Here is a 24,990-nt window from a genome sequence, read left to right on the forward strand (position 1 = left end):
CGGGTCGCGATGGCGGCAATGCGCACGCACGTCAGGCCTGCGCTGCCGAGCCGCGGCGCAGTCCCAGCCACAACGTCGCCGCCAGCACCGCCTCGGTGGCGATCGTCGCCATCGCTGCGCCGCGCGCGCCGTAGTGCGGCGTCAGCAGCAGGTTGAGCGCCAGGTTGGTCGCGGCCGCCAGACCGGCGCCGATCATGTAGCCGCGCTGGCGCTCGAGCGCGATCGCCGTTTGCGTCAGCACGTAGTTGGGCAACACGAAGACGAAGGCGACGAACAGCCACCCCACCAGCGGTCCGGCCGTAGACCGGTACGCCTGCCCGTACAGGAACCCGACCACCCAGCTGCCGAGCGCGGCGCCGGCGATCGCCAGGACGATACCGGCCAGCGCCGCGGCGGCCAGGCTACGGCGCTGCAGACGCTGCGCGGCCGCGGGATCGGCACGGGTCAGGCGCAGGCGCCGGAAGAACAGCAGCGCCACCGGCGCAGCCAGCAACAGCACGCCATCGAACAGGCGATAGGCCGCGGCATACTGGCCGACCTCGGCCGGCGACACCGCGCGGTGCAGGATGACGATGTCGCTGCGTCGATACAGGCAGGTCGCCAGATCGATCCACAGGAAGCCGGCCGCGGCGCGATACACCGCAACCTGCGGCCGCCAGCGCGGCCGCTCGTGCAGGTCCCGGCCCAGCAGCGCGTACGCCAGCAGCAGCCCCACGGTCCAGGCCGCGAACACCACCTCGGGACGGGCGCCCAGCAGCAGCACCGCCAGGACGATCGACAGCGCGCTCAGCGCGCGGGCGCCGACCTGCCAGCGTGCCTCGCGGCGCCACTGCCCGGCGCCCTTCAGTTGCGCCGAGACCAGTTGCGACAGGGTCACCGCGGCGAAGCACAGCACCGCCCAACCCAATGCCGGATCGCCGCTGCCGCGCGGCAGCAGCAGCGCCGCGCCCACCAGCGACAGCGTCGCCAGCAGCAGATGCCCGCGCGCCAGGCCCGGCAACGCCGCCGCGGCCCCGGCCAGCGCCGCACTGGGCGCCACGCGCTCGCGCAGCACCAGGGTCCGCATGCCCGCATCCTGGGCCAGCGCCAGCAAGGTCGCCAGGTTGAGCAGATAGGCGTAACGGCCGAATCCGTCCGGTTGCATGCTGCGCGCCAGCCACACCGACAGCCCCAGCGAGACCGCCGCCACGCACAGGATCGCGCCCCATTGCGCGGACAACGCACCGGCGCCCGTGCGCCAGGCAGACCGGCGAAGCCCGCTCATCCGCAGCGGCCGGCTGCGTGGCCGCTCATGCCGCGCCGGTCCATGCCGCAGCCACCTCGTGCCAGCGCCCTTGCGCACGCACCCGGCCCTGCTCGAGCACCACCACCTGGTCCGCGCGTTCAAGCAAGGCGAGCCGATGGCCGATCACCACCACGGTCAGATCGCCGTGCAAGCGCTCGATCGCGGCACGGATGCGCGCTTCGTTGTCGTGATCCAGCGCGCTGGTGGCTTCGTCCAGAATCAGCAACGCCGGCCGTTGCAACAGCGCGCGCGCCAGCGCCAGGCGCTGCCGCTCGCCGCCGGACAGGCGCGTGCCGCGATCGCCGATCACGGTGTCCCATCCCTGCGGCAGCGCGTGCACGAACTGCGCCGAGGCCCGCTCCAGGGCCAGGTGCAGCGCTGCCGCATCGGCGTGCGGCGCGGCCAGCAGCAGGTTGTTGCGGATGCTGTCGTTGAACAGGAAGGTGTCCTGCGACACGTACGCCACCGCGTGCCGCCAGCTGCGGCGCGCATGCGCATCCAGGGCCACCCCATCGATCTCCAGTGCGCCCTGGTCCGGGCCAAGCAAACCGCACAGCACATCGGCCAGCGTACTCTTGCCCGCGCCGGAGGCGCCGACGATGGCGGTGGTGGTGCGCGCCGGCAAGACCAGCGAGATCTGCTGCAAGGCCGGCGCCTCGCGCCCGGCATAGCGCACCTGCACATCGCGCAAGGCGATCTGCACCTGGACCTGCCAGTCGATGGCACGCGGCGGCAGCGCCGGCTCGGACCACTCGCGCGCCTGCGCCAGTTGCCGCTCCACTTCCAGGAACGCAGGCACCGTGTGCAACCAGTACTGGTGCTGCTGCTGCACCACGTTCAGCAATGGCAGCAAGCGCGCGAACATCACCACCAGGATCAGTAACTCGGTCAGCGGCAGATGCCAGACCTGCAGACCCAGCAGCACGTATGCGGCCAGCAGGACCGCGGCGGCACTGTGCAACAGGGCCTTGGACAGCGCCAGGCCCGAAGCGAAGCCCACCTGCAGGTCGCGCACCGCCGTCGCATCGCGTTGCACGACAGCGCGATAACGCGGCTCGGCCCCCAGGATCTTGGCCAGGCGCAGTCCGGCCAGGCTGTCGTGCAGGCCGGCATGCAGGCGCTGTCGTGCCTGGGTCAGCGCGCCTCCCAGCCGCAACACGCGGCGGCGGCGACCGAGCAGCAGCACCAGCAGCAGCGCACCCGCGACGACCGTCGCCAACGCCAGCGTCCCGGCCAACACGAAGGCCGCCAGCAGATAGACGACGGCCGTGGCGAGGGATGCGAGCATGAGCAGTGCATGGCCGAGCCCGACCCCGACCCGCTCCACTTCGGTCAACATCAGGCTGGCATGGTCGCTGCTGCGCTGGGCCACCAGCCAGCGCCATTGTGCCTCCAGCAATGCGGCGAAACTGGCCTCGCGCAGGCGCTCGGCCACGTCCTGCTGCAAGTGCGCGGCGGCGCGCTCGCGGGCGTAATGGATGGCAGTGCGCAACAGCACCAGCGCGCAGAACAGCGCCAGCAGCGGCAGCGGCGCACCGGGCGACAACCCGAGCGCACCCACGGCGTCGCCGACGGCATGCGCGACCGGACCGCCACGGGTCGCCTCCCCGCCCTGCAGCGCGCCGAGCAAGGGCACCAGCAACAAGACGCCGATGCCTTCACTGGCACCGGCCAGCAGCATCAGCATGCACACGCCGAACAGACGACCGCGCGGCGCCCATCCCAGCAGCCGCGACAAGGCCCGCCACGCCGTCATCGCCGCGTCTCCGCCGGCGCCACGAAGCAACCGACCCGGGCAAAGCGTTCCACGCCGCCACCGCCGGTGACCCGCACGGCCCCCGCAAGCACCCAGGCATGCGCCTGCAGCGACGCCGTTCCCGACGCCCGCGCCACGCCGAAGCACAGCATGTGCGGCACCCGGAACAGGCCGAGCAGGCAACGCGCGCTCAGCGCCTGCGCCAGGCAATTGGACTGCCACGGCGTATGCCGCGCCGCCAGACGCAAGGTCCGCCCGATCTGGATGGCACGGCGGTGCGCGCGCGCGTCCAGCGTCGGCGCCGGCGGCGGCTCCGCCACGGCGCGTCCCAGCCATGGCGCCAGGCGGCGAAATCCCAGTGCCAGCACCGCCGCGCGCGCCACGCCCAACAGCGCCCAGGCCGGCAGCAGCAGGCAGCGTTCGAACCGGGGCAGGCGCAGGAAGCCGCTCAGGCCGCCAGGCATGCATCTTCCCGCTGCCGCAGGCGCGCGGCGCGCACCGCAGCGCCCTGCGCGGCGACGACCACCGAACCGACGCGGTGGACTGTCGGCAGGCGCGAACGCGGAAGCGGCGACACGACGGACATGGGCGATACCTGCGCAGAGAGGACGACCGCGGGAACCGGCGCAATCGACGCCGCGGCGCGTTGCCGAGCGGCCATGGCGCAAGCGCGGACGCGCCAGCCTAGCAAATGTGTCCCGCGCCTGGCACGCCGGCGCCGTGGCGCGCGAGGGGCCTGCGCTACAGCCGGCTCACGCTGCGGATGCGGATCTCGCTGCTGTCCACGCCGTGGCGGTGCGCCGCCTGCGCGCGCAGGCGGCACAGCAGCCGCTCCGGGTCCAGCGGCGCCGGCTCGGCCCAGGTGTGGGCCAGGGTGCCCCAGGCCACGCGCTGGCCGAAGCTGTAGGCCTCGTAGTCGGCCAGGTAGTGGCGCGCGCGCTCAGGTGCCGACGTGGACATCGCCTTCGTAGCCGTTGCAGCCCAGGTGTTCGAGCGCGATCGACAGCGCCAGCGCGTAGCCCTGTGCGCAGTAGCCGCCAACCTGGCCCAGGCGCTGCCCCGATGCGGCGCACAGGCAGGCTTCGCGGCGATCGCTGGCATCGTCGTGCACTTCCACGTAGGGCCGACGCAGGTGCGCCACCGCGTCGGCGGTGACGGCGCTGTCCGAACACGCGCCCGGATCCAGCAGCAGCATCTCCACGCCGGCCTGGTCGGCCTGGGCCAGCGCCTGCAGCAGTTCGCGCTCGCTGGCGCAGCCGCGCACGGCCAGGGTCTTGCCGGCGCGCCCGGCATGGGCGAGCAATTGCCGCATCACCGGCGGAGCGATGCGCGCCGGGCGGCCGCGATGGCCGGCCACGCAGTCCGGACCACGGAGCAACAGGATCGACATGGCGGCGCCCTCAGTTGGCCAGCGCCGCGCGCGCGCCGAACCGGCGCTGCGCCACGCCCAGGGCGATCGCGTAGCTGTCGGCGAGCGCGCCGTTGGCGATCACCGTCAGCAACGGCGCGTGCCGCGGGTGCAGCAGCGGCTCCAGCGCCTGCGCGCTGGCATCGTGCACCTCGATGTACGGGTGGCCCAGCGCCTCTAGCGCCGCGCACAGCTGCGCGCCGTGATCGGCCAGCTCCGACGCCGGCAACTCGCCGGAATCCAGCAGCACCAGTTCGGTGCCGTCGCACGCGCCTTGCCGCAGCCGCGCCACGATCTGCGCGGCATCGGCGCAGGCCACCGGCACCACCTGCGCGGCATGGGACGCGGCCAGACACTGCGCCGCGGCGGTGGCCGACGCATCGCGATGCGGGCCCTGGATCAGCAGAATCGACATGGAACACATCCAATGGAGAGGACGGGGCGCAGTCTGCGCGCGCGCCGCATAAGCGTTCCATGGCAGAAGTGGGCCTGGGGCGTAAAGCTTGCGTAAGGGGGAATCGGGAATCGGGAATGGAGAATCGAGGAGCGCAAGCCAGGAAGGTTCGGCCAACGGTGCGCCGCTTTTCCGATTCCCCATTCCCCAATCCCGATTCCCGGCTTTATGCGATCATCCCCCGCTTCCCGCCGCCGCCCGGACTCGCCCATGACCCACTCCGCCCTGCGCCGCGATGTCGGCCCGTTCGCCCTGATGCTGACCGGCCTGGGCTCGATCATCGGCTCCGGTTGGCTGTTCGGCGCTTGGCGCGCCGCCGGGCTGGCCGGCCCGGGCGCGATCTGGGCCTGGGTGCTGGGCGCGGCGATCGTCACCACCATCGCCCTGGCCTATGCCGAGCTGGGCGCGATGTTCCCCGAGTCCGGCGGCATGGTCCGCTACAGCCACTACTCGCACGGCTCGCTGGTCGGCTTCATCGCCGGCTGGGCCAACTGGATCGCGATCGTGTCGGTGATCCCGGTGGAGGCCGAGGCCTCGGTGCAGTACATGGCGTCCTGGCCGTGGCAGTGGGCGCAGGAACTGTACGTGCAGCAGCCCGGCGGCGCCGGCGAGCTGTCGGTCCCCGGCCTGTGCATCGCCGCGGTGCTGGTGCTGGTGTACTTCCTGCTGAACTTCTGGAGCGTGAAGCTGTTCGCGCGCTCCAACAGCCTGATCACCGTGTTCAAGCTGGTGGTGCCGGCGCTGACCGGCGTGGCGCTGATCGCCAGCGGCTTCCACAGCGAGAACTTCAGCGTCGGCCTGCACGGCGGCAGCCACACCATCGACTTCGCCGCAGTGCTCACCGCGGTGGCCACCGCCGGCATCGTGTTCAGCTTCAACGGCTTCCAGAGCCCGGTGAACCTGGCCGGCGAGGCGCGTAATCCCGGGCGCAGCATCCCGTTCGCGGTGCTCGGCTCGATCGCGCTGGCCACGGTGGTCTACGTGCTGCTGCAGGTGGCCTACCTGGGCGCGGTGCCCCCGGACCTGCTGGCCAAGGCCGGCTGGCACGGCATCGACTTCCGCTCGCCGTTCGCGCAGCTGGCGATCATCGTCAACCTGCACTGGCTGGCGATGCTGCTGTACGTGGACGCCTTCGTCAGCCCCAGCGGCACCGGCATCACCTACACCGCCACCACCGCGCGGATGATCTACGGCATGGAGCGCAACGGCACCATGCCCAAGGTGCTGGGCCGGGTGCATCCGACCTGGGGCGTGCCGCGCCCGGCGATGTTCTTCAACCTGCTGGTGTCCTACCTGTTCCTGTTCTTCTTCCGTGGCTGGGGCACGCTGGCGGCGGTGATCTCGGTGGCCACCATCATTTCCTACCTCACCGGCCCGATCAGCGCCATGGCGCTGCGCAAGCACGCGCCGGAGATGCACCGCCCGCTGCGCATCGCCGGCCTGCCGGTGCTGGCCGCGGCGGCCTTCGTGCTGGCCACCGAACTGCTGTACTGGGCGCGCTGGCCGCTGACCGGCGAGATCATCCTGCTGATGCTGGTGGCCTTGCCGGTGTACGCCTACTACCAGCAGCGCGACGGCTGGAAGGATTTCCGCCGGCACCTGCGCGGCGCCAGCTGGCTGATCGCCTACCTGCCGACCATCGCCCTGCTGTCGTGGGCCGGCAGCACCACCTTCGGCGGCCACGGCTACCTGTCCTACGGGCCGGACCTGGTGGTGGTCGGCGTGGTCGCGCTGGGCTTCTACTTCTGGGGCGTGCGCGCCGGCTGGCGCACTCCGTCGCTGCAGCAGGCCAGCGCCGCCTGAGCCGCGGCGGCGCTCAGCCGCGGCGCAAGGCTTCCAGCGCCCGCGACAGCAGCGTCGCGCCGCTGAAGCCGGCCAGCGCGCACAGGCCTATCGCACCGGCGATCGCCGCCATGCCTGCGTAACCGTCGAGCAGCGCGATCGCCACCCCGATGCACGCCGCCGAGAACCCCGCGCCGACCAGGCCGATGCGCAGATGCGCGCGCCAGCCGCGCAGGCGCGGCCAGGCGCGGACGGCGACCAGACCGGTCAGCAAGGCCGGCAAAACGCCGAACAGGTAGGAATACAGCGCGATCCCCAGGAGCAACAGCAGCCCGACGCCAAGGTCTCCGGAGTGGGCACCACCCCAGATCGACGCGACCGCCATCATCGGCAGGCAGACCACCACGGTCCCCAGCGGCGGCCCGACAAGCGGGAACGCCACCGCCACGCCAACGCCGACCAGCCAGCGCGGCAGCGGATCGTTGCCGGCGTCCGCCTCGACCGGATCGGCCCCTTCCGCGAGCGCGCCCGGCGGCGGGTCCGAGGCCGCCTGCGAGGCAGGCGGCAACGGGCCGTGGCTCACTTGGCGGACGCGGCTTGGCGCTGCGTGGCGCTGGCGTCGCGGGTGGCGCGGAACTCGGAGTCGCGGCTCCAGTTCGGCCACTGCGGCGAGTTGGCCAGTTCCTCGCCCAGCGTGTACAGCACCTGCATGTCGCGCGCGGCGCCGGCGAAGGTCCAGTTCGGCTGCCATTCGTCGCCGGGCTGGTGGTAGCGCTTGGCGGTGTAGTCGTCCGCGGCCGCCTTGCCGGCCGCCACGCCGCCGTCCACCCAGTCCTGGCCGGCGGCGAAGGACAGCGCCGGCACGCCGCGCTTGGCGAAGGAGAAGTGGTCGGAGCGGAAGAAGTAGCCGGCTTCCGGCTTCGGATCGGGCGTGTAGCGCAGATCCCAGCCCTTGGCCACGCGCTTGAGGTCGTCGAGCAGTTCCAGCTTGGCGGTGCCGTAGATGCCGAAATCGCGCGAGGGCCCGAACGGGCTCATGCCGTCCATGTTGATCACCGCCACCGTGCGCGCCAGCGGATACAGCGGCTTGGAGGCGTAGTACTCCGAGCCGAGCAGGCCCTTCTCCTCGGCGGTGACCGCCATGAACACCACCGAGCGCTGCGGCGCCGGCCCCTTGGCGAAGGCGCGGGCCAGTTCCAGCAGCGCGGCGACGCCGCTGGCGTTGTCCAGCGCGCCGTTGAAGATGCGGTCGCCCTTGGCGTCGGGCGCGCCCACGCCCAGGTGATCCCAGTGCGCGGTGTAGATGAGGGTCTCGTCCGGCCGGGTCTTGCCGGGCAGCCGCGCGACCACGTTGTGCGAGGTGATCACTTCCGACTTCACCGCGTAGTCGGCGTACAGGCGCTCGCCCTTCAGTTCCACCGGCTTGAAGTCGCGCGACTGCGCCTGCTTCTTCAGCGCATCGAAATCCAGCCCGGCGCGCTTGAACAGCTCCACCGCCAGACCGCGCTGGATCCAGCCCTCCAGCTCCGGGTGCACGGCCTTGGGATCGTCGCGGACCACGTCGAACATGCTGTTGGTGTTGGAGTTGGCGACGGTGGCCCAGCCGTAGGACGCCGGCGCGGTCTCGTGCACGATCAGCACGCCGGCCGCGCCCTGCCGCGCGCCCTCTTCGAACTTGTAGGTCCAGCGGCCGTAGTAGGTCATGCCCTTGCCGTCGAACGCGCCCTTGCCGGTCTCGAAGTCGGGATCGTTGATCAGCACCACCGCGATCTTGCCCTTCAGGTCCACGCCCTTGAAGTCGTCCCAGCCGCGCTCGGGCGCCTTGACGCCGTAGCCGACGAACACCAGCGGCGCGCCGTCCAGGGTCACCTGGCTGCTGCCGTCGAGCGCGGCGCGCACGGCGATCTGCTGGCCCTGGGTCAGGGCCTGGCGCTGGTCGCCGCTGGCGATCGCCAGCTGCGGGGTGCCGACGATGTCGGCGCGGCGCAGCGGCACCGCCTGGGTCCACAGGCGCTTGCCGTCGCGCAGGTCGCCGCCGGGCTGCAGCCCGGCCGCCTGGAACTGCGCGCTGAGGTAGGCCACGGTCTTCTCCTCGCCCGCCGAGCCCGGGGCGCGGCCCTCGTAGGCGTCGGAGGCCAGCGTCTTGACGTCGCTGGACAGGCGCTGGGTGTCGAAGGTCGGTGCGGGCGGCGGCGCCGCCAGGCAGGCGCCGGACAGCGCCAGGGCCAGCAGGCTCACGATCGGGTGTTTCACGGAGTTCCCCTCGGTAGACACAAAGAGGACCGAGTGTAGCGGCGCCCACACCGGGCCGGGATGGGTCGAACGACCCCCATGCGTGCGCTGTCGCAAAAATTTATTGTGATAAACCACTCAAATACGAAGCTGAACATGCTCTAATGCGGCGCTCGCGCATCGCGGGGCCGCGCCGATCCGGTGGCCCCCGCCGATCCGCGTGCCCGCCCCGGCTTCCACCCGAGCCGGGCCTGGAGTCCGTTGCCCCCCCCTCATCCTGGGCCGCTCCGACTGCGGGGCCGGCTCGCTTCCGGAGACCTGCAGAAATGGCGATGTCCCCCCTCACCCGCATCACCCGCTGCGCGCTGGCCGCCGCGCTGCTGGCCGCCAGCGGTTCGGCCTGGAGTTACGCGGTCAGCAAAGGCACGGTGGTGGACGACCGCGGCAACGCGGTGCAGCTGCGCGGCGTCAATTGGTTCGGCTTCGAAGGCAGCGCGCACACCGTGCACGGCCTGTGGGCGCGCAACTGGAAGGACATGATCACGCAGATGCAGGGCCTGGGCTTCAACGCCGTGCGCCTGCCGTTCTGCCCGCAGACCCTGCGCGGCGTCGCCCCGACCAGCATCGACTACGGCCGCAACCCGGACCTGCAGGGCCTGAGCTCGCTGCAGGTGCTGGACAAGGTGGTCAACGAGTTCAGCAGCCGCGGCATGTACGTGCTGCTGGACCACCACTCGCCCGATTGCCAGGGCATCTCCGAGCTCTGGTACACCGACTCCTACAGCGAGCAGCAGTGGCTCAGCGACCTGACGTTCGTGGCCAAGCGCTACGCGTCGGTGCCCGGCGTGATCGGCATCGACCTGAAGAACGAGCCGAACGGGCGCAACACCTGGGGCACCGGCAACCTCAAGACCGACTGGAACAAGGCGGTCGAGCGCGCCTCGGCGGCGGTGCTGAAGGTGGCACCGAAGTGGCTGATCGTGGTCGAGGGCATCACCGACAACCCGACCTGCTCCAGCAGCTACGGCTACTGGTGGGGCGGCAACCTGGAACCGCTGACCTGCACCAAGCTCAACGTGCCGGCCAACCGCCTGCTGCTGTCGCCGCACGTGTACGGCCCGGACGTGAACTGGCAGCCCTACTTCGGCGACGGCAGCTTCCCGGCCAACATGCCGGCGATCTGGGAGCGCCAGTTCGGCCAGCTGACCCAGCGCGGCTACGCCATGATGATCGGCGAGTTCGGCGGCAACGAAGGCCGCAACCAGGCGCAGGATCCGGTGCTGCAGAAGGCGCTGATCGACTACCTGATCAAGAAGAACATCCGCAGCGGCTTCTACTGGGCATGGAACCCCAACAGCCGCGACACCGGCGGCGTGCTCGACGACGACTGGACCACCGTGCGCACCGAGAAGATGGTCGGGCTGAAGCGGCTGTGGGGCGACACCAGCGGCACCACGCCGACGCCCGCTCCGACGCCGTCGCCCACCCCGGAGCCGACGCCGGAGCCGACCCCGACGCCCACGCCGGCCCCGGGCAGCGCCAGCTTCAGCACCAAGATCATCGTCGACAGCGACTGGAACGCCGGCTACTGCGAACGCGTGCAGGTGACCAACAGCGGCAGCGCCACCGGCAACTGGGCGGTCACCCTGTCCATCAGCGGCACCGTCAACAACCTGTGGAACGCCACCTGGACGCAGTCGGGCACCACGCTCAGCGCCAGCGGCGTGGACTGGAACAAGACCCTGGCCCCCGGCGCCACCGCCGAGTTCGGGTTCTGCGCGGCCCGCTGAGGCGGCACCCGCGCACGGCGCGCATCGCGCCGTGACCTTGCCAACGGCAGCGTCCCGCGACGCTGCCGTTGGCGTTTCTGTCGCGCGCGCTCGCGTAAACTCGGGCCAAGGCGGCGCCTGCGCCGCGCCTGCCGCACGCAATCGGTGGACAAGCGCGTCTTCTGAAATGGCGATCACGATCGCCGCGGCCACCACTGCCGATCATGGCCGCCAGCATCCGCCCCCTTTGGCTGGCGCATTCCGCACCGGCCGCCATCGGAGCCAACGCGATGAATCGGTCCCTGCATTCCCGCCTCACCCGCTGCCTGCTGGCCGCGACGCTCGTGCTCGCCAGCGGCTCGGCCTGGAGCTACGCCATCCAGCAGGGCAAGGTGGTGGACGACGCCGGCAACGCGGTGCAGCTGCGCGGCGTCAACTGGTTCGGTTTCGAAACGTCCCAGCACATCGTGCACGGCCTGTGGGCGCGCAACTGGAAGGACATGATCACGCAGATGCAGGGCCTGGGCTTCAACGCCGTGCGCCTGCCGCTCTGCCCGCAGACGCTGCAGGCGGTGTCGCCCGGCAGCATCGACTACAGCCGCAACCCGGACCTGCAAGGCCTGAATCTCGCTGCAGATCCTGGACAAGGTGATCAACGAACTCAGCAGCCGCGGCATGTACGTGCTGCTCGACCACCACACGCCGGACTGCAACGCCATCTCCGAACTCTGGTACACCGGCAGCTACAGCGAACAGCAATGGCTGGACGATCTGAGCTTCGTCGCCAAGCGCTACGCGTCGGTGCCGGGGGTGATCGGCCTGGACCTGAAGAACGAGCCGCACGGCGCCGCCACCTGGGGCAGCGGCAACGCCGCCACCGACTGGAACAAGGCCGCCGAACGCGCGGCGGCGGCGGTGCTGAAGCTGGCGCCGAACTGGCTGATCGTGGTCGAGGGCATCGCCGACACGTCGACCTGTTCCAGCGGCACCGCGCACTTCTGGGGCGAGAACCTGGAGCCGCTGGCCTGCACCCCGCTGGCCATCCCCGCCAACCGCCTGCTGCTGGCCCCGCACGTGTACGGGCCGGACGTGTCCATGCAGTCCTACTTCAGCGCGGCCAACTTCCCGGCCAACATGCCGGCGATCTGGGAGCAGCACTTCGGCCGGTTCGTCCAGGCCGGCCATGCGCTGCTGCTGGGCGAGTTCGGCGGCAAGTACGGCCAGGGCAACCCGCTGGACGTGCAGTGGCAGAACGCGCTGGTCGACTACCTGATCGGCAAGGGCATCCACAGCGGCTTCTACTGGTCGTGGAACCCGAACAGCGGCGACACCGGCGGCATCCTCAACGACGACTGGAGCACGGTGCGCACCGACAAGGTGACCCTGCTGAAGCAGCTGTGGGACGGCGCCGGCAGCGGCAATGCTGGCCGTGGCGGTGGCGGTGACAACAGTGGCGGCGGAACGCCCACGCCGCCGCCGTCCGGCAGCAGCTTCAGCACCAAGGTGCTGGTGGACAGCGACTGGAGCGCCGGCTACTGCAACCGCGTGCAGGTGACCAACACCGGCGGCAGCCGCGGCGACTGGAGCGCCACCCTGTCGATCAGCGGCACCGTCAGCAACCTGTGGAACGCCACCTGGACCCAATCGGGCACCACCCTCAGCGCCAGCGGCGTGGACTGGAACAAGACCCTGGCCCCCGGCGCGACCGCCGAGTTCGGCTTCTGCGCCGCACGCTGAGCGCTCCGCTGCGGCGCTGACGCCACGCGCGCGGCCATTTCCCGGGAATGGCCGCGCGCCATGCCGCCCACCCGGCACGCCCCACGGTGTGCCATCAGTCACGTTCCCGCGGCCGCCGCCGCGCCTCTATGCTGGCGCACTGTCCCACACTCAGGCCCGGCCCATGCTCCGACCCTTGTCGCTGTTGATCTCCAGCATCCTCACCCTCGGCACCGGCGCCGCCCTGGTGGCCGCGCCGCCGGCCCTGGCCGCGGCCGCGCCGAGCCAGGCGACCGCGCCGGAGATCGCCTACACCCGCTTCACCCTGCCCAACGGCCTGACCGTGGTGGTGCACGAGGACCACAAGGCGCCGGTGGTGGCGGTGAGCATCTGGTACCACATCGGCTCGGGCGACGAGCCGGCGGGCAAGACCGGCTTCGCGCACCTGTTCGAGCACCTGATGTTCTCCGGCTCGGAGAACCACAAGGGCACCTACTTCCAGCCGTTCGAGAAGGTCGGCGCCACCGACATGAACGGCACCACCTGGTTCGACCGCACCAACTACTTCGAGACCGTGCCGACCACCGCGCTGGACACCGCGCTGTGGATGGAGTCCGACCGCATGGGCCACCTGCTCGGCGCGATCGGCCAGAAGGAACTGGACACCCAGCGCGGCGTGGTCCAGAACGAGAAGCGCCAGGGCCAGAACCGCCCCTACGGCCGCGTCGACGAAAACATCCTGGCCAACATCTTCCCGGCCAACCATCCCTACCAGCACGACACCATCGGCTCGATGGCCGACCTCGACGCGGCCTCGCTGGACGACGTCAAGCAGTGGTTCCACGACAACTACGGCGCCGCCAACACCACCCTGGTGCTGGCCGGCGACATCACCGTGGCGCAGGCCAAGGCCAAGGCCGAGCAGTACTTCGGCGACATCCCCGCCGGCCGCCCGGTGCCGCGCCAGCAGCCGTGGATCACCCCGCTGGCCAAGCAGACCCGCGGCGTGCAGCACGACCACGTCGCGCAGCCGCGCATCTACCGCACCTGGGTCGCGCCGCAGCTGGGCACCGACGACGCGGTGCTGCTGGACCTGGCCACCACCGTGCTCGGCGGCGGCAAGACCAGCCGCCTGTACCAGCGCCTGGTCTACCGCGACAAGCTGGCCGACGACGTCTCCGCCGGCCTGCAGCCCTTCGCCCTGGCCAGCCAGCTGCAGATCACCGCCGACGTGAAGGAAGGCGTGGATCCGGCCAAGGTCGAGGCCGCCATCGCCGACGAACTGCAGAAGTTCCTGGCCGAAGGCCCCACCGCCGACGAACTGCAGCGCGCGCAGATCGGCTACCGCGCCGGCTTCGTGCGCGGCCTGGAGAAGGTCGGCGGCTTCGGCGGCAAGGCCACCGTGCTGGCCGAGGGTCAGGTCTACCGCAACGATCCGGGCGCCTACAAGAAGGACCTGGAGCGCGCGCAGGACGCCACCGTCGCCAGCGTGCGCAAGGCCGCCGACACCTGGTTCGGCAAGGGCGACTACCTGCTGACCGTGCTGCCGGCGCCGGAGGGCTTCGACCCGGCGGCCGAGGACAAGGCGGTCAAGCCGCTGCCGGCGGCCCCGGGCAAGCCCGCGCCGAAGCTGCCGGCGAAGGGCAACTACAGCGTCGGCAAGACCCAGGTGGACCGCGCCGCCGGCGTGCCGGAGACCACCCAGTTCCCGAGCCTGAGCTTCCCGCAGCTGCAGCGCGGCAAGCTGAAGAACGGCATCGAGGTGGTGCTGGCCGAACGCCACACCATCCCGGTCACGCAGATCCAGCTGCTGTTCGATGCCGGCTACGCGACCGACCGCGGCAGCAAGCTCGGCACCGCCAACTTCACCGCGGCGCTGATGAACGAAAGCACCCGCAACCTGGATTCGGTGGACGTGGCGCAGCGCCGCCAGCGCCTGGGCGCGATGACCAGCGTGTCCTGCGAACTGGACAGCTGCGACGCCTCGCTCAACGCGCTCAACGACCAGCTGGCGCCGTCGCTGGCGCTGTTCGCCGACATCGTGCGCAACCCCGCGTTCAAGGCCGACGACATCGAGCGCATCCGCGGCCAGTGGCTGGCCTCGATCGCGCAGGAGAAGACCCAGCCGCAGGGCCTGGCGCTGCGCACCCTGCCGCCGCTGCTGTACGGCCCGACCCATCCCTACGGCGTGCCGCTCACCGGCACCGGCACCGAGGCGGCGATCAAGAGCCTGACCGCCAGCGACCTGAGCGCGTTCCAGAACAACTGGCTGCGTCCGGACAACGTACGCATCCTGGTCGCCGGCGACACCACCCTGGCCAAGATCATCCCGCAGCTGGATGCCGCGTTCGGCGACTGGCAGGCCCCGGCCGGCAAGCGTCCGACCAAGACCCTGCCGCAGGTGGCCGCGCAGCCCAAGCCGCGCGTGTTCCTGATCAACCGCGACGACGCCCCGCAATCGCTGATCCTGGCCGGCCTGCTGGCGCCCTCGACCAAGGCGCCGAACAACCTGGCGATCGGCGTGGCCAACGGCGCCTTCGGCGGCACCTTCACCTCGCGGCTGAACATGAACCTGCGCGAGGACAAGCGCTGGGCCTACGGCGCCAACAGCTTCATGATCGACGCGATCGGCCAGCGCCCGTTCCTGTTCTTCGCTCCGGTGCAGACCGACAAGACCGCCGAATCGGCCGCCGAGATCCTCAAGGAAGCCAAGGCCGTGGTCGGCGACAAGCCGCTGACCGTCGACGAGATCGCCAAGATCAAGGAACAGCGCGTGCGCGCCCTGCCGGGCAGCTTCGAGACCACCGGTGCGGTGCTCGGCGCGATGGAAGGCATCGTCCAGTACGGCCGCCCGGACGACTACGTGCAGACGCTGAAGACGCGCCTGGAAGCGGTCGACCAGCCGGCAGCGGAAGCGGCGATCAAGGAGATCGTGGCGCCGCAGGCGATGACCTGGGTGATCGTCGGCGACCTCAAGCAGATCGAAGCGCCGGTGCGCGCGCTGAAGCTGGGCGAGGTGCAGGTGCTGGACAGCGACGGCCAGCCGATCAAGCGCTGATCGGCCGACACCCGCGCCGCGCTGCGAGGCGATCGCAGCGCGGCGCGGCGCGTGATGCGGCTCACCGCCCTTCGGCGTGCACCGCGTCACGCTTGCGCGCTTGTCCACGCGACATCGCCACGCCCTGCGGTATGGTGCTGCGCCTCGCGATCCGCGCCAGACCCGACGCCGCCCATGACCGATGAAGCCCAGCGCCAGCGTGTCCTCGACAGCTACCGCATCGTCGACAGCCTGCCCGAGGCCGCCTACCAGGACATCGTGCAGATCGCCGCCGCACTGTGCGACACGCCGATCGCCCTGCTGTCGCTGCTGGACCGCGACCGGCAGTGGTTCAAGGCCCGGCTGGGCCTGGAGCCGCCGCAGACCGCGCGCAGCCAGGCGGTGTGCGATCACGCCATCCGCCATCCCGACCGCATGCTCGAGGTCACCGACCTCGCCGACGACCCGCGCTTTTCCGACATGCAGGTGGTGCGCGGCGATACCGGCGCGCGCTTCTATGCCGGCATGCCGCTGGTCACCGAGGACGGCGTCGCGCTGGGCACCGTGTGCGTGCTGGACACCGCGCCGCGCCAGCTCACCGACGCCCAGCGCGAGGGCCTGCGCGCGCTGGCGCGCACCGCCATGCGCCTGCTCGACGAACGCCGCCACGCCCTCCAACGCGAGCGCGAGGCGATCCTGCAACCGCACGCCGCCGACGCCCACGGCGCCGGCGCCGACGGCCGCTACCGGGTGGTGATCCTGGAAGTGCAGGAACTGGCCGCGCTGGCCGAGCGGCAGAGCGAACGTCTGCTCGGCAGCAGCCTGCAGCAGCTCGACCGGACCCTGGCCAGCTATGTGCAGGATGGCGGCGCCGACAGCGTCGACCGCGCCACCGAGCATGCCGAGTTCATCGTCATGCTGCATGGCGCCGATGCCGAGCAGAAGCTGCGCGGCCTGCGCGAGATCGCCGCGCGGCAGCAGGCGCTCGGGCTGACCGTGCTGGTCGGCGATGCCCAGGCCGATCGGGCGGACGAGCCGATCGGGCAGGTGTTCCTGCGCGCCGAAGCCGCGCTCAGCGCCGAAAAGGACCGCCAGCGGTCGCAGGCGCCCTGACCCGCGGGCGGACGCCGACCTGCGCGCGCGGCCGCTGGTGGCGCGCTGAACGACCCGCCGCCCCGACCCGGGCGGGTGCTGTGCCGACCATCCGGGAGGCGAAACGCGCCGCCTGCCAGCCCCGCGCTGCAGCCCACGCCGCAGCCGCGGCCCCGTTCTTGCATGCTTCGGGGCGTTGCGGTCCTTCACCGGTGCGAGCCGGGCGGCGCGCGGCCGCCAGGACGGGATCGGCGGCGGCGCAGCCGGGTCCGGCCGCGCCCCCCCGTCCCCGCTTCGGTCGTTTACCATGCCGCACGCATCCTGCTCTGGACCCGACATGAGCCATGCCGCTCCTCCCTGCTGCACCCCGCTGCTGAGCCTGTCGCTCGGCCTGTTGCTCGGCACCGCCGATACCGCCATGGCGGAGGCCGCGCCCGCGACGACGCTGACCGCGCCGGTACCGCCGCCGCAGACGCCCGACCTGGCCTACCCGGAACTGTTCCAGGCGGTGCAGCGGCAGGAACTGTTCGACGACCAGAAGCATTTCGTCGACGCGTTGCCACTGCGCGACCCGGCGCTGATCAACGCCGACTATCTGGCGCAGCGCCAGCAGCCCGGCTTCGACCTGCGCCGCTTCGTCGCCGCCAACTTCGAGGAATCCGGCCCGGTGCAGACCGAGGCGATCCGCCAGGACACCGGCCTGCGCGAGCACATCGACGCGCTGTGGCCGCTGCTGGTACGCCGCCAGGTCGATGTGCCGGCCTACAGCAGCCTGCTGTCGCTGCCGCACCCCTACGTGGTGCCGGGCGGGCGCTTCCGCGAGGTCTACTACTGGGATTCCTACTTCACCATGCTCGGCCTGGTGGAAAGCGGCGAGCACGAGCGCAGCCGGCAGATGCTGGACAACTTCGCCTACCTGATCGACAGCTACGGGCACATCCCCAACGGCAACCGCACCTACTACCTGAGCCGCTCGCAGCCGCCGTTCTTCTCGCATATGGTGCAGTTGCAGGCCAAGGTCGAGGGCGACGCCGCCTACGCGCGCTACCTGCCGCAGTTGCAGAAGGAATACGCGTACTGGATGGAAGGCGCGCAGACCCTGGCCCCGGGCAGTGCGCATGCACATGTGGTGCGGCTGGCCGACGGCAGCCTGCTCAACCGTTACTGGGACGCCCGCGACACACCGCGCCCGGAAGCCTGGCTGCACGACGTGCGCACCGCCGCCGAGGCCAAGGACCGCCCCGCCGCCGAGGTGTACCGCGATCTGCGCGCCGGCGCCGAGAGCGGCTGGGACTATTCCAGCCGCTGGCTCGGCGACCGCAAGACCCTGGCCAGCATCCGCACCACCGCCATCGTCCCGGTCGACCTGAACAGCCTGCTCTACCACCTGGAGAGCACCCTGGCCCTGGCCTGCGCCAAGCACCCCGACGCAGCCGGCTGCGACACCGACTATGCCGCCCTGGCCAGCGCGCGCAAGGCGGCCATCGACAAGCACCTGTGGAGCGACGCCGGCTACTACGCCGACTACGACTGGCAGCAGCGGCGGCTGCGCGAGCAGGTGACCGCGGCGGCGCTGTACCCGCTGTTCGTCGGCGCCGCCTCGCCGGCGCGGGCCAAGCGCAGCGCCGACACCGTGCAGGCGCAGTTGCTGCGCCCGGGCGGGGTGGCGACCACGCGCCTGCATACCGGCCAGCAGTGGGACGAGCCCAACGGCTGGGCGCCGCTGCAATGGATCGCCGTGGACGGCCTGCGCCGCTACGGCCAGGACGCGCTGGCGCAGCGCATCGGCAGCCGCTTCCTGGCGCGGGTGCAGGCGCTGTTCGCGCAGCAGCACAAGCTGGTGGAGAAGTACGCGGTGGACGCACAGGCCAAGGGCGGCGGCGGCGGCGAGTACGCGCTGCAGGACGGCTTCGGCTGGACCAACGGCGTGACCCTGTTGCTGATGGACCTGTACGCGGCGCCCGTCGCGGCGCCTGCACCCTCGCATGCCCAGGTGCAGGCGGAACCGGAAGAGGAGGCGTTGGCGCTCTGAGCCGCCGCCGGCGGCACCGCGGCCATGCCGCGGCCGCCTGCACACGCGTCATGGCGAGCGGTAGGCGCCGCAGCTACTGCGCCGGCGTCTCCACGGCGATCCCCATCGCGGCGCGGTAGCGCTGGTACAGCGCCATCACCTTGTCGATGTACTCGCGGGTCTCCGCGTACGGCGGCACGCCGCCGTAGCGCGCCACCGTGCCGATGCCGGCGTTGTAGGCCGCCGCGGCAAGCACCCGATCGCCTGCGTAGCGGCGCAGCAGCGCGCGCATGTAGCGTGCGCCGCCGGCGATCGACTGGTCGGCCGCGAACGGATCGCGCACGCCGTATTCCTTGGCGACCTCCGGCAACAGTTGCATCACCCCTTGCGCCCCCTTGGGCGAGACCGCGGCGGCGTCGAAGCCGCTTTCGGCATGCGCGATCGCGCGCAGCCACGGCTCGTCCACCCCGGTGGCACGCGCCGCGGCGCGGAACTGCTTGGCGTGCGCCTGCAGTTGCGGCGCCCCGAGCTTGCCCAGGCCGGGGTGCGCGCGCTCGCCTGGCGGGGTCACGGCGGTGAAGCGCAGGTAGGGCCGCGAGCCAGGCAGGTTGCGCGTGGAGTAGACCAGTTGCCCGTCCTGCTCGCGCTCGTACAGGGTGCCGCTGAACACGCCCAGGTTGCCCCACAGATTGGGCGTGGCGATCGCCGCATCGTCCAGTTCCTTCGGCGTGCAGCGCGAGCCCGGCTCCGGCGCGGTGGCCAGGCTGACCGTGCCCTCGCGCACGCAGCGGTACACGGTGCGCGCAGACGCGCCGGCGACCACACCGCAGCACAGCAGCAGGCACAGCGCGGCACGGGCAAGCGACATCGGCGGCACCAGCGGACGGGACGGGCGCGCATCATCGCGCAGCGCGCGTCGAGGCGAGTGACGAGCGGTGGTTCGGCACGCTTTCGGCACGCCCCGTGGCAGGAGCGGCTTCAGCCGCGACCCATGGCCGAAACCGTGGGTGCCGCCAGACTTCGCGCGTCGCGGCTGAAGCCGCTCCCACAAGGACTTTCGATGCGCTGGCTGGGCACTGTAGGAGGAACTCTAGTCCCGACTGCTTCCGACCGGATAGCCCGCCTCCTTCGTTCGTCGCGGCTGAAGCCGCTCCTACAGGACGCGTCCCGGCGCTATTAGAGGTGCCCTGAAGCCGCTCCTGCGGGACTTGCGACGCGCCGGCTGAGTGCACTGTGGGAGGGACTTCCGTCCCGACTGCTGCCAAGACCGGATAGCCCGCCTCCTTCGTTCGTCGCGGCTGAAGCCGTTCCTACAGGACGCGTCCCGGCGTTACTAGAGGTGCCCTGAAGCCGCTCCTGCGGGACTTGCGACGCGCCGGCTGGGTGCACTGTGGGAGGGACTTCAGTCCCGACTGCTGCCAAGACCGGATAGCCCGCCTCCTTCGTTCGTCGCGGCTGAAGCCGTTCCTACAGGACGCGCCCCGGCGTTATTAGAGGTGCCCTGAAGCCGCTCCTGCGGGACTTGCGACGCGCCGGCCGGGTGCACTGTGGGAGGGACTTCAGTCCAGACTGCTGCCAAGGTCGAATAGCCCACCTCCTTCATTCGTCGCGGCTGAAGCCGCTCCTACAGGACGCGTCCCGGCGTTACTAGAGGTGCCCTGAAGCCGCTCCTGCGGGACTTGCGACGCGCCGGCTGGGTGCACTGTGGGAGGGACTTCAGTCCCGACTGCTGCCAAGGCCGGATAGCCCGCCTCCTTCATTCGTCGCGGCTGAAGCCGCTCCTACAGGACGCGTCCCGGCGCTATTGGAGGTGCCCTGAAGCCGCTCCTGCAGGACTTGCGACGCGCCGGCTGGGTCACTGTGGGAGGGACTTCAGTCCCGACTGCTGCCAAGGCCGGATAGCCCACCTCCTCCGCACTTCGCGGTTAAAGCGGCCACTACCATCGCGCGCCTCCTTCGACCGGCACGCTTACCTACGGTGCGCAGGCCGCCAGCCTCTGATCGGCGTACCACAGCGCACGCCGCGCCAGGTCGTAGGCGCTGTCGGCCTCGCGCGGCAGCAGTTGCTGTGCGCGGATCGGGTCGGCGCCCTTGGCCATCGCGGTTTCCACGTGCAGCAGCGCGTCCAGGTGCTCCCGCACCGGCGCCAGCAGGCGCTCGCGCTGCGCCGCCGGGCAGGCGCCACGGCGTTGCTCCAGCTCGGCCAGGCGCTGGCGGATGCGCCGGCTGGCTTCGCCGTCCAGCCCCGGGGCCTTTTCGAACGCGATCGGCGCTGCCTTGTAGGCGTCGCCGGTGGCCTCGCTGCCGAGGTCGCTGGCGCGTTCGTGCAGCGCCGGGTTGAAACGCACGTCCGGCGGCGGTCGCGCCACGGCCGACTGATGCGTGTTCTTGGGCAACAGCTGCTTGATCGCCCGGTCGATCCCCTGCACGGCGACATCGCCGAGGGTGCCGTCGCTGGCCCAGTCCTTGTCGAAACGGGTCGACCGGTAGTCGATCGGGTTGGGCCGTTCGAGCAGGCGCTTGGACTTGGCGACGTCGCGCGGATTGAGCGTCCCTGGCGGCGTGCCCTGCGCCTGCGCGAACGGATCCACCGCCACCCCGTCCGGCAGGCGCGGATGGCCATCGCCGGTATAGAGCGTCGCCGCCATGCCGGTCGTGGCCGCGGCCGCGACCGGCGCGGTCGGCGTCGACGAGGACGGCGGCGCGGCGGCGGCGCGCGCTTGCCGCGCCGCGGCGGCCATGTGCGCGGCGGGCGAGGGCGTGCGCGCAGCCGCCTGCGGCGGGACCGGCGCACGGCGTGCCGGCTGTCGCGGCAGGAATACCAGGCGCAGCGCATCCTCGGCCGCCGCCCGCGGCGGCGCCGAGGGCGCGCCCCACAGCAAGCGCCCCAGCAAGGCCAGGATCATCACGGTCGCCAGTGCCGCCCATAGCTGCAGCCAACGGTCTTGCGCGGGGCGGGCGGTCACGACGGTGGGAGATCCATGGGCAGGCGGCGGTGGCGAGTGCGGGGAACGGACCGGTACAGCGTGCTGTGAGTTCCGTTACCGGCGCGTGCCGCCATCCGCCACACGGTGCCACCTGCGGCCGCGGCGTGCGTGCAAGGCCTTGTCGTGCCAGGGATTGCGCCCGCACATGCGGAAAACGGCTAAGGTGACGCGCCCCGCCGGCGCGACAGCCGGCGTACAGCCAGCGGGCACCGATGCCCGCCCTGCCGCAGGAGAACCGCATGACCCGACGCCTGGCCGCCGGCCTGCTCGGCGCCGCCCTGGCGCTGCCCGCGCACGCCGCGCCCTCGCACCTGGACAGCGTGCTGCAACGCGGCGTGCTGCGCGTGTGCACCACCGGCGACTACGCGCCCTACAGCCGCCTGCGCGCCGACGGCAGCTATGAAGGCATCGACATCGCCCTGGCGCAATCACTGGCCGACAGCCTGGAGGTAAAGCTGCAGTGGGTGCCCACGCGCTGGCCGACGCTGCTGCCGGACCTGCGCGCCGATCGCTGCGACATCGCCGTCGGCGGCATCTCGGTGTCGCTGCCGCGGTAGCGCCAGGCCTGGTTCAGTGCGGTGCTGGAGGTCGACGGCAAGATCCCGCTGGTGCGCTGCGCCGACCGCGCGCGCTACCGCGACATCGCCCGGATCGACCGCCCCGAGGTGCGGGTGATCGAACCGCGCGGCGGCACCAACGAGGCCTTCGCCCGACGCGAACTGCCGCATGCGCAGCTGATCCTGTCCGACGACAACCCCGCCATCTTCCGCGACCTGCGCGAGGGCCGCGCCGACGTCATGATCACCGACGCCTCCGAAGCGCGCTTCCAGCAGCGCCAGGTGCCCGGCCTGTGCGCGGTGGCGCCGCAGCAACCGCTGCAGTACAGCGAAAAGGCGTTCCTGCTGCCGCGCGACGACGTGGCCTGGAAGGCCTACGTCGACCAATGGCTGCACCTGAGCAAGGCCAGCGGCGCCTATGCCCGGGTCGTGGCCGCGTGGCTGGGCGAGGCGGAACCGACGCCGTAGACCTCCCGCCGGCCCACGCACAGCCGCTATGCTGCCGCAGCCGGCGGCGTTCGTCCCGGCACCTGGGGATATCGACAAGGAGAGAGCATGAAACTGCAATGGAAAACGCTCGCGCTGGCGAGCGTGATGTTGCTGGCAACCGGCTGCGCGACCAACAGCGTGGTGCACCAGAGCTACAAGGCGACCACCGCCGAAACCTACTGGTACCAGCTCACCGGCAACGCCGATACCGACGCCGAGAGCCTGGCCATGTTCCGGCGCCAGCTCGACGCACAACTGGACGCGGCGCACCTGCACGGCGTGCAGGGCCAGGCCAACGCGCGCAAGATGACCATCGTCATCGACCACTACTACATGCGCAGCAACGGCGCGCGCTTCTGGGCCGGCATCATGGCCGGGCGCGACAAGATCAAGAGCCGGGTCGACATCGCCGACGCCAACGGCAAGACCGCCGCGCAGTTCGACGTGGAATCGACCAACAGCACCGCCTGGGGCACCTCCGAAGGCCTGATCGAGCGCCACGCCGAAGAGATCGTCGAGCGGCTCAAGCAACTGCAGTAGTCTTGCCGCCCGTGCAGGACCGCCCCGGTCCTGCACGGACACCGAGGCGCGCCACCGCGCGGCCTGTAGCGCACCTCGAACAACCTGCTTGCCCTGCAGGAGCGGCTTCAGCCGCGACGGGCTTCACCGGGAACGCCCGGTCGCGGCTGAAGCCGCTCCTACGGGACGCATCCCGGAGCGATTCGAGGTGCACTGTCGTCGAACGAGCAGCACCACGGCCGGCACCGCAGCTACGCCATACGGCCAACGCAGCGCGCGCAGCGCCGAACAGCTCAGCCGGCCAGACCGAGCTGTTCGGCCAGGTCGCTGCGCGGCGAACGCCCGTACAGCCGGCTGTATTCGCGACTGAACTGCGACGGGCTCTGGTAGCCGACGCGGTAGCCGGCCGCGCCCACGTCCATGCGTTCGACCACCATCAGCCGCCGCGCCTCGCGTAGGCGCAACTGCTTCTGGTACTGCAGCGGCGTCATCGCCGCGACGGCGCTGAAATGGTGGTGCAGCGAGGACACGCTCATGTTGACCTGGCGCGCCAGATCCTCGATCCGCAGCGGCTCGGCGTAGTGCTGGCGCAGCCAGGCGATGGCCTTGGCGATGCGGTTGCTGGGGCTGTCCTCCTGCGCGATGCGCAGCAGGTTCGGCCCGCACGGCCCCACCAACAGGCGGTACAGGATCTCCTGCTCGATCAGCGGCGCCATCGCCGCGATGTCGGCCGGGCGTTCCAACAGCCGCAGCATGCGCAGCGTGGCGTCCAGCAGGTCCGGGCAGGCGGTGTTGACCGAGACCCCGCGCGGGCGCTCGGCGCCGACCTGCGGCGGCAACGGGATGCGCTCGAGCAGTTCGCGCAGCCGGTCCGGCCGGATCGACATGCCCACGCCCAACAGCGGCTGTTCCGGGCTGGCCTGGGTGATCCGCGAGACCACCGGCAGATCCAGCGTCACCAGCAGATACGTGCCCACCCCGTAGCGGTATTCCTCGCTGCCCAGGGTCAGGCACTTCTCGCCCTGCAGCATCAGCGCGAAGCACGGCCATTGCGCGGTGTGCATCTTCGGCGACGGCGCGGAGCGGTAGGAACAGAAGAAGCCCTCGATGGCGGTCTCGTGGTCGCCATCGGGAGTGGCCAATCGGGCAACCAGGGCGGCCATCTCCTGGTAACGGTGGGCGAGCGCGGTCATCGGCAAGGGCGCCGTAGCGTGCGGAGGAGGAAGCGAAGCTTGCACGATGCTGCGCCGGCACGGACCACGGCGCGACGCGGCTTGCAGGATCGTACAAGAATTCCGTTGGATCGCGCTAACGCGTGCGCGGCGCGCGCCAGCATCCTGTCTCGGCCGGTTCCCGCCCCGGCGCCGTCCCGGAACGCCCGCTCCCGCCCGCCTGTTCCGGCCGTACGGCCCTGTCCCTTCCCCCACGCCCGCCGTCGCGCTGCCGCGTCGCCGCCAGCGCGCCATGCGGGCGACGCAGACCGCAGGAGAGACCGATGCATCCCCATACCGAAGCCCTGGAAATCGCCACCTTCCGCCTGCACGACTGCACCTGGCGCACCTTCCTGCGCGCCAACGCCGAGGTCGACGCCTGGCTGCAGCGCCAGCCCGGTTTCCGCTCGCGGCGCATCGCCCGCCGCCGCGACGGCAGCGTGGTCGACATGGTGCTGTGGGACAGCGTCGCGCACGGCACCGCGTCGGCGCGGCGGCTGATGCGCGAACTGCATGGCGCGGCGATCCACGCCTTGATCGATCCGGACACGGTGTCGTGGGACATCGCCCCGGTGCAGCACGTCAGCGGCGAGGAGCAGGACGCGGCCGAGGCCGAGGCCACCGAGGCGGCCGACAGCCTCGCCGCCTGATCCGCGCGGTCAGCGCCGCGCGCGTCCCCGCGCGG

General features: G+C 71.3%; 19 protein-coding genes and 2 pseudogenes. 9 read left to right on the top strand and 12 right to left on the bottom strand.

The features are described 5' to 3' along the window. Positions 1-31 precede the first annotated feature (31 nt). The 7 genes from AC1PME_RS18825 to AC1PME_RS18855 all read right to left on the bottom strand — a co-directional run bounded on the left by AC1PME_RS18825 (position 32) and on the right by AC1PME_RS18855 (position 4,864). Complete coding sequence (locus AC1PME_RS18825) at positions 32-1,219, bottom strand: lipopolysaccharide biosynthesis protein (RefSeq protein ID WP_481096681.1); 1,188 nt, start codon at positions 1,217-1,219, stop codon at positions 32-34. A gap of 70 nt (positions 1,220-1,289) precedes the next feature. Next, positions 1,290-3,041 (bottom strand): ABC transporter ATP-binding protein, encoded by a 1,752-nt coding sequence (locus AC1PME_RS18830; RefSeq protein WP_481096682.1) that lies wholly within the window; start codon positions 3,039-3,041, stop codon positions 1,290-1,292. Then, positions 3,038-3,505, bottom strand: coding sequence for a lasso peptide biosynthesis B2 protein (locus AC1PME_RS18835; RefSeq protein ID WP_307546743.1), 468 nt, complete (start codon positions 3,503-3,505; stop codon positions 3,038-3,040). The genes AC1PME_RS18830 and AC1PME_RS18835 overlap by 4 nt, the downstream gene beginning before the upstream one ends. Continuing rightward, positions 3,490-3,627: a hypothetical protein gene (locus AC1PME_RS18840; protein WP_481096683.1), complete on the bottom strand. Its 138-nt coding sequence runs from the start codon at positions 3,625-3,627 to the stop codon at positions 3,490-3,492. The genes AC1PME_RS18835 and AC1PME_RS18840 overlap by 16 nt, the downstream gene beginning before the upstream one ends. Positions 3,628-3,782: 155 nt before the next feature. Continuing rightward, the gene (locus tag AC1PME_RS18845; protein WP_481096684.1) at positions 3,783-4,001 is read right to left on the bottom strand and encodes a hypothetical protein; all 219 of its coding nucleotides are present in this window, start codon (positions 3,999-4,001) and stop codon (positions 3,783-3,785) included. Further along, positions 3,982-4,431: a type II 3-dehydroquinate dehydratase gene (locus tag AC1PME_RS18850; protein WP_017908518.1), complete on the bottom strand. Its 450-nt coding sequence runs from the start codon at positions 4,429-4,431 to the stop codon at positions 3,982-3,984. Before AC1PME_RS18850 ends, AC1PME_RS18845 begins: the two co-directional genes overlap by 20 nt. Positions 4,432-4,441: 10 nt before the next feature. Beyond that, on the bottom strand, positions 4,442-4,864 hold the full coding sequence (locus AC1PME_RS18855; RefSeq protein WP_481096685.1) for a hypothetical protein: 423 nt from the start codon (positions 4,862-4,864) through the stop codon (positions 4,442-4,444). Positions 4,865-5,113: 249 nt separating this feature from the next. On the opposite strand from AC1PME_RS18855, the gene AC1PME_RS18860 reads away from it, so the two are divergent. Beyond that, positions 5,114-6,706, top strand: coding sequence for an APC family permease (locus tag AC1PME_RS18860; RefSeq protein ID WP_481096686.1), 1,593 nt, complete (start codon positions 5,114-5,116; stop codon positions 6,704-6,706). A 13-nt stretch (positions 6,707-6,719) separates the two neighbouring features. Here the strand turns inward: AC1PME_RS18860 and AC1PME_RS18865 are convergent, their stop codons facing one another. Beyond that, on the bottom strand, positions 6,720-7,268 hold the full coding sequence (locus tag AC1PME_RS18865) for a hypothetical protein (RefSeq protein WP_481096687.1): 549 nt from the start codon (positions 7,266-7,268) through the stop codon (positions 6,720-6,722). Continuing rightward, entirely contained in the window at positions 7,265-8,938 is a 1,674-nt protein-coding gene (locus tag AC1PME_RS18870) for a M28 family metallopeptidase (protein ID WP_481096688.1), read from the bottom strand. Before AC1PME_RS18870 ends, AC1PME_RS18865 begins: the two co-directional genes overlap by 4 nt. A 311-nt stretch (positions 8,939-9,249) precedes the next feature. Between AC1PME_RS18870 and AC1PME_RS18875 the strand changes: the two genes are divergently transcribed. The 5 genes and pseudogenes from AC1PME_RS18875 to treA all read left to right on the top strand — a co-directional run bounded on the left by AC1PME_RS18875 (position 9,250) and on the right by treA (position 18,563). Then, positions 9,250-10,707: a cellulase family glycosylhydrolase gene (locus AC1PME_RS18875; protein WP_481098150.1), complete on the top strand. Its 1,458-nt coding sequence runs from the start codon at positions 9,250-9,252 to the stop codon at positions 10,705-10,707. A 269-nt stretch (positions 10,708-10,976) separates the two neighbouring features. Next, a pseudogene (locus tag AC1PME_RS18880) lies at positions 10,977-12,423 on the top strand (cellulase family glycosylhydrolase). Between the two features lie 163 nt (positions 12,424-12,586). Next, positions 12,587-15,460, top strand: a complete 2,874-nt coding sequence (locus AC1PME_RS18885) for a M16 family metallopeptidase (protein WP_481096689.1) — start codon at positions 12,587-12,589, stop codon at positions 15,458-15,460. Positions 15,461-15,634: 174 nt separating this feature from the next. Then, complete coding sequence (locus AC1PME_RS18890) at positions 15,635-16,552, top strand: GAF domain-containing protein (protein WP_481096690.1); 918 nt, start codon at positions 15,635-15,637, stop codon at positions 16,550-16,552. 316 nt (positions 16,553-16,868) lie between these two features. Continuing rightward, positions 16,869-18,563 (top strand): alpha,alpha-trehalase TreA, encoded by a 1,695-nt coding sequence (gene treA / locus AC1PME_RS18895; RefSeq protein WP_481096691.1) that lies wholly within the window; start codon positions 16,869-16,871, stop codon positions 18,561-18,563. A gap of 73 nt (positions 18,564-18,636) precedes the next feature. Here treA and AC1PME_RS18900 read toward each other — a convergent pair whose 3' ends face one another. Both AC1PME_RS18900 and AC1PME_RS18905 read right to left on the bottom strand, forming a co-directional pair. Further along, a complete protein-coding gene (locus tag AC1PME_RS18900) occupies positions 18,637-19,410 on the bottom strand; it encodes a lytic transglycosylase domain-containing protein (RefSeq protein WP_481096692.1) in 774 nt (257 codons plus the stop codon). Positions 19,411-20,515: 1,105 nt separating this feature from the next. After that, the gene (locus AC1PME_RS18905) at positions 20,516-21,448 is read right to left on the bottom strand and encodes a hypothetical protein (protein WP_481098151.1); all 933 of its coding nucleotides are present in this window, start codon (positions 21,446-21,448) and stop codon (positions 20,516-20,518) included. A 320-nt stretch (positions 21,449-21,768) separates the two neighbouring features. Between AC1PME_RS18905 and AC1PME_RS18910 the strand changes: the two are divergent. Both AC1PME_RS18910 and AC1PME_RS18915 read left to right on the top strand, forming a co-directional pair. Further along, a pseudogene (locus AC1PME_RS18910) lies at positions 21,769-22,554 on the top strand (transporter substrate-binding domain-containing protein). Positions 22,555-22,641: 87 nt separating this feature from the next. Beyond that, positions 22,642-23,115 (top strand): DUF4410 domain-containing protein, encoded by a 474-nt coding sequence (locus AC1PME_RS18915; protein WP_307546775.1) that lies wholly within the window; start codon positions 22,642-22,644, stop codon positions 23,113-23,115. Between the two features lie 272 nt (positions 23,116-23,387). On the opposite strand, the gene AC1PME_RS18920 is transcribed toward AC1PME_RS18915, so the two are convergent. Next, entirely contained in the window at positions 23,388-24,287 is a 900-nt protein-coding gene (locus tag AC1PME_RS18920) for an AraC family transcriptional regulator (protein ID WP_254459362.1), read from the bottom strand. A gap of 302 nt (positions 24,288-24,589) precedes the next feature. Between AC1PME_RS18920 and AC1PME_RS18925 the strand changes: the two genes are divergently transcribed. After that, the gene (locus tag AC1PME_RS18925) at positions 24,590-24,955 is read left to right on the top strand and encodes a hypothetical protein (protein WP_307546779.1); all 366 of its coding nucleotides are present in this window, start codon (positions 24,590-24,592) and stop codon (positions 24,953-24,955) included. The last annotated feature ends 35 nt before the right edge of the window (positions 24,956-24,990 follow it).

The sequence above is a fragment of the Xanthomonas sp. NCPPB 901 genome (assembly GCF_056725085.1).

Coding starts and splice junctions, on each gene's coding strand:
- AC1PME_RS18830 (WP_481096682.1), bottom strand. CDS start 3,041: ATGACGGCGTGGCGGGCCTTGTCGCGGCTGCTGGGATGGGCGCCGCGC.
- AC1PME_RS18915 (WP_307546775.1), top strand. CDS start 22,642: ATGAAACTGCAATGGAAAACGCTCGCGCTGGCGAGCGTGATGTTGCTG.
- AC1PME_RS18900 (WP_481096692.1), bottom strand. CDS start 19,410: ATGTCGCTTGCCCGTGCCGCGCTGTGCCTGCTGCTGTGCTGCGGTGTG.
- AC1PME_RS18850 (WP_017908518.1), bottom strand. CDS start 4,431: ATGTCGATCCTGTTGCTCCGTGGTCCGGACTGCGTGGCCGGCCATCGC.
- AC1PME_RS18890 (WP_481096690.1), top strand. CDS start 15,635: ATGACCGATGAAGCCCAGCGCCAGCGTGTCCTCGACAGCTACCGCATC.
- AC1PME_RS18860 (WP_481096686.1), top strand. CDS start 5,114: ATGACCCACTCCGCCCTGCGCCGCGATGTCGGCCCGTTCGCCCTGATG.
- treA (WP_481096691.1), top strand. CDS start 16,869: ATGAGCCATGCCGCTCCTCCCTGCTGCACCCCGCTGCTGAGCCTGTCG.
- AC1PME_RS18845 (WP_481096684.1), bottom strand. CDS start 4,001: ATGTCCACGTCGGCACCTGAGCGCGCGCGCCACTACCTGGCCGACTAC.
- AC1PME_RS18905 (WP_481098151.1), bottom strand. CDS start 21,448: ATGATCCTGGCCTTGCTGGGGCGCTTGCTGTGGGGCGCGCCCTCGGCG.
- AC1PME_RS18925 (WP_307546779.1), top strand. CDS start 24,590: ATGCATCCCCATACCGAAGCCCTGGAAATCGCCACCTTCCGCCTGCAC.
- AC1PME_RS18885 (WP_481096689.1), top strand. CDS start 12,587: ATGCTCCGACCCTTGTCGCTGTTGATCTCCAGCATCCTCACCCTCGGC.
- AC1PME_RS18835 (WP_307546743.1), bottom strand. CDS start 3,505: ATGCCTGGCGGCCTGAGCGGCTTCCTGCGCCTGCCCCGGTTCGAACGC.
- AC1PME_RS18840 (WP_481096683.1), bottom strand. CDS start 3,627: ATGTCCGTCGTGTCGCCGCTTCCGCGTTCGCGCCTGCCGACAGTCCAC.
- AC1PME_RS18920 (WP_254459362.1), bottom strand. CDS start 24,287: ATGACCGCGCTCGCCCACCGTTACCAGGAGATGGCCGCCCTGGTTGCC.
- AC1PME_RS18855 (WP_481096685.1), bottom strand. CDS start 4,864: ATGTCGATTCTGCTGATCCAGGGCCCGCATCGCGATGCGTCGGCCACC.
- AC1PME_RS18875 (WP_481098150.1), top strand. CDS start 9,250: ATGTCCCCCCTCACCCGCATCACCCGCTGCGCGCTGGCCGCCGCGCTG.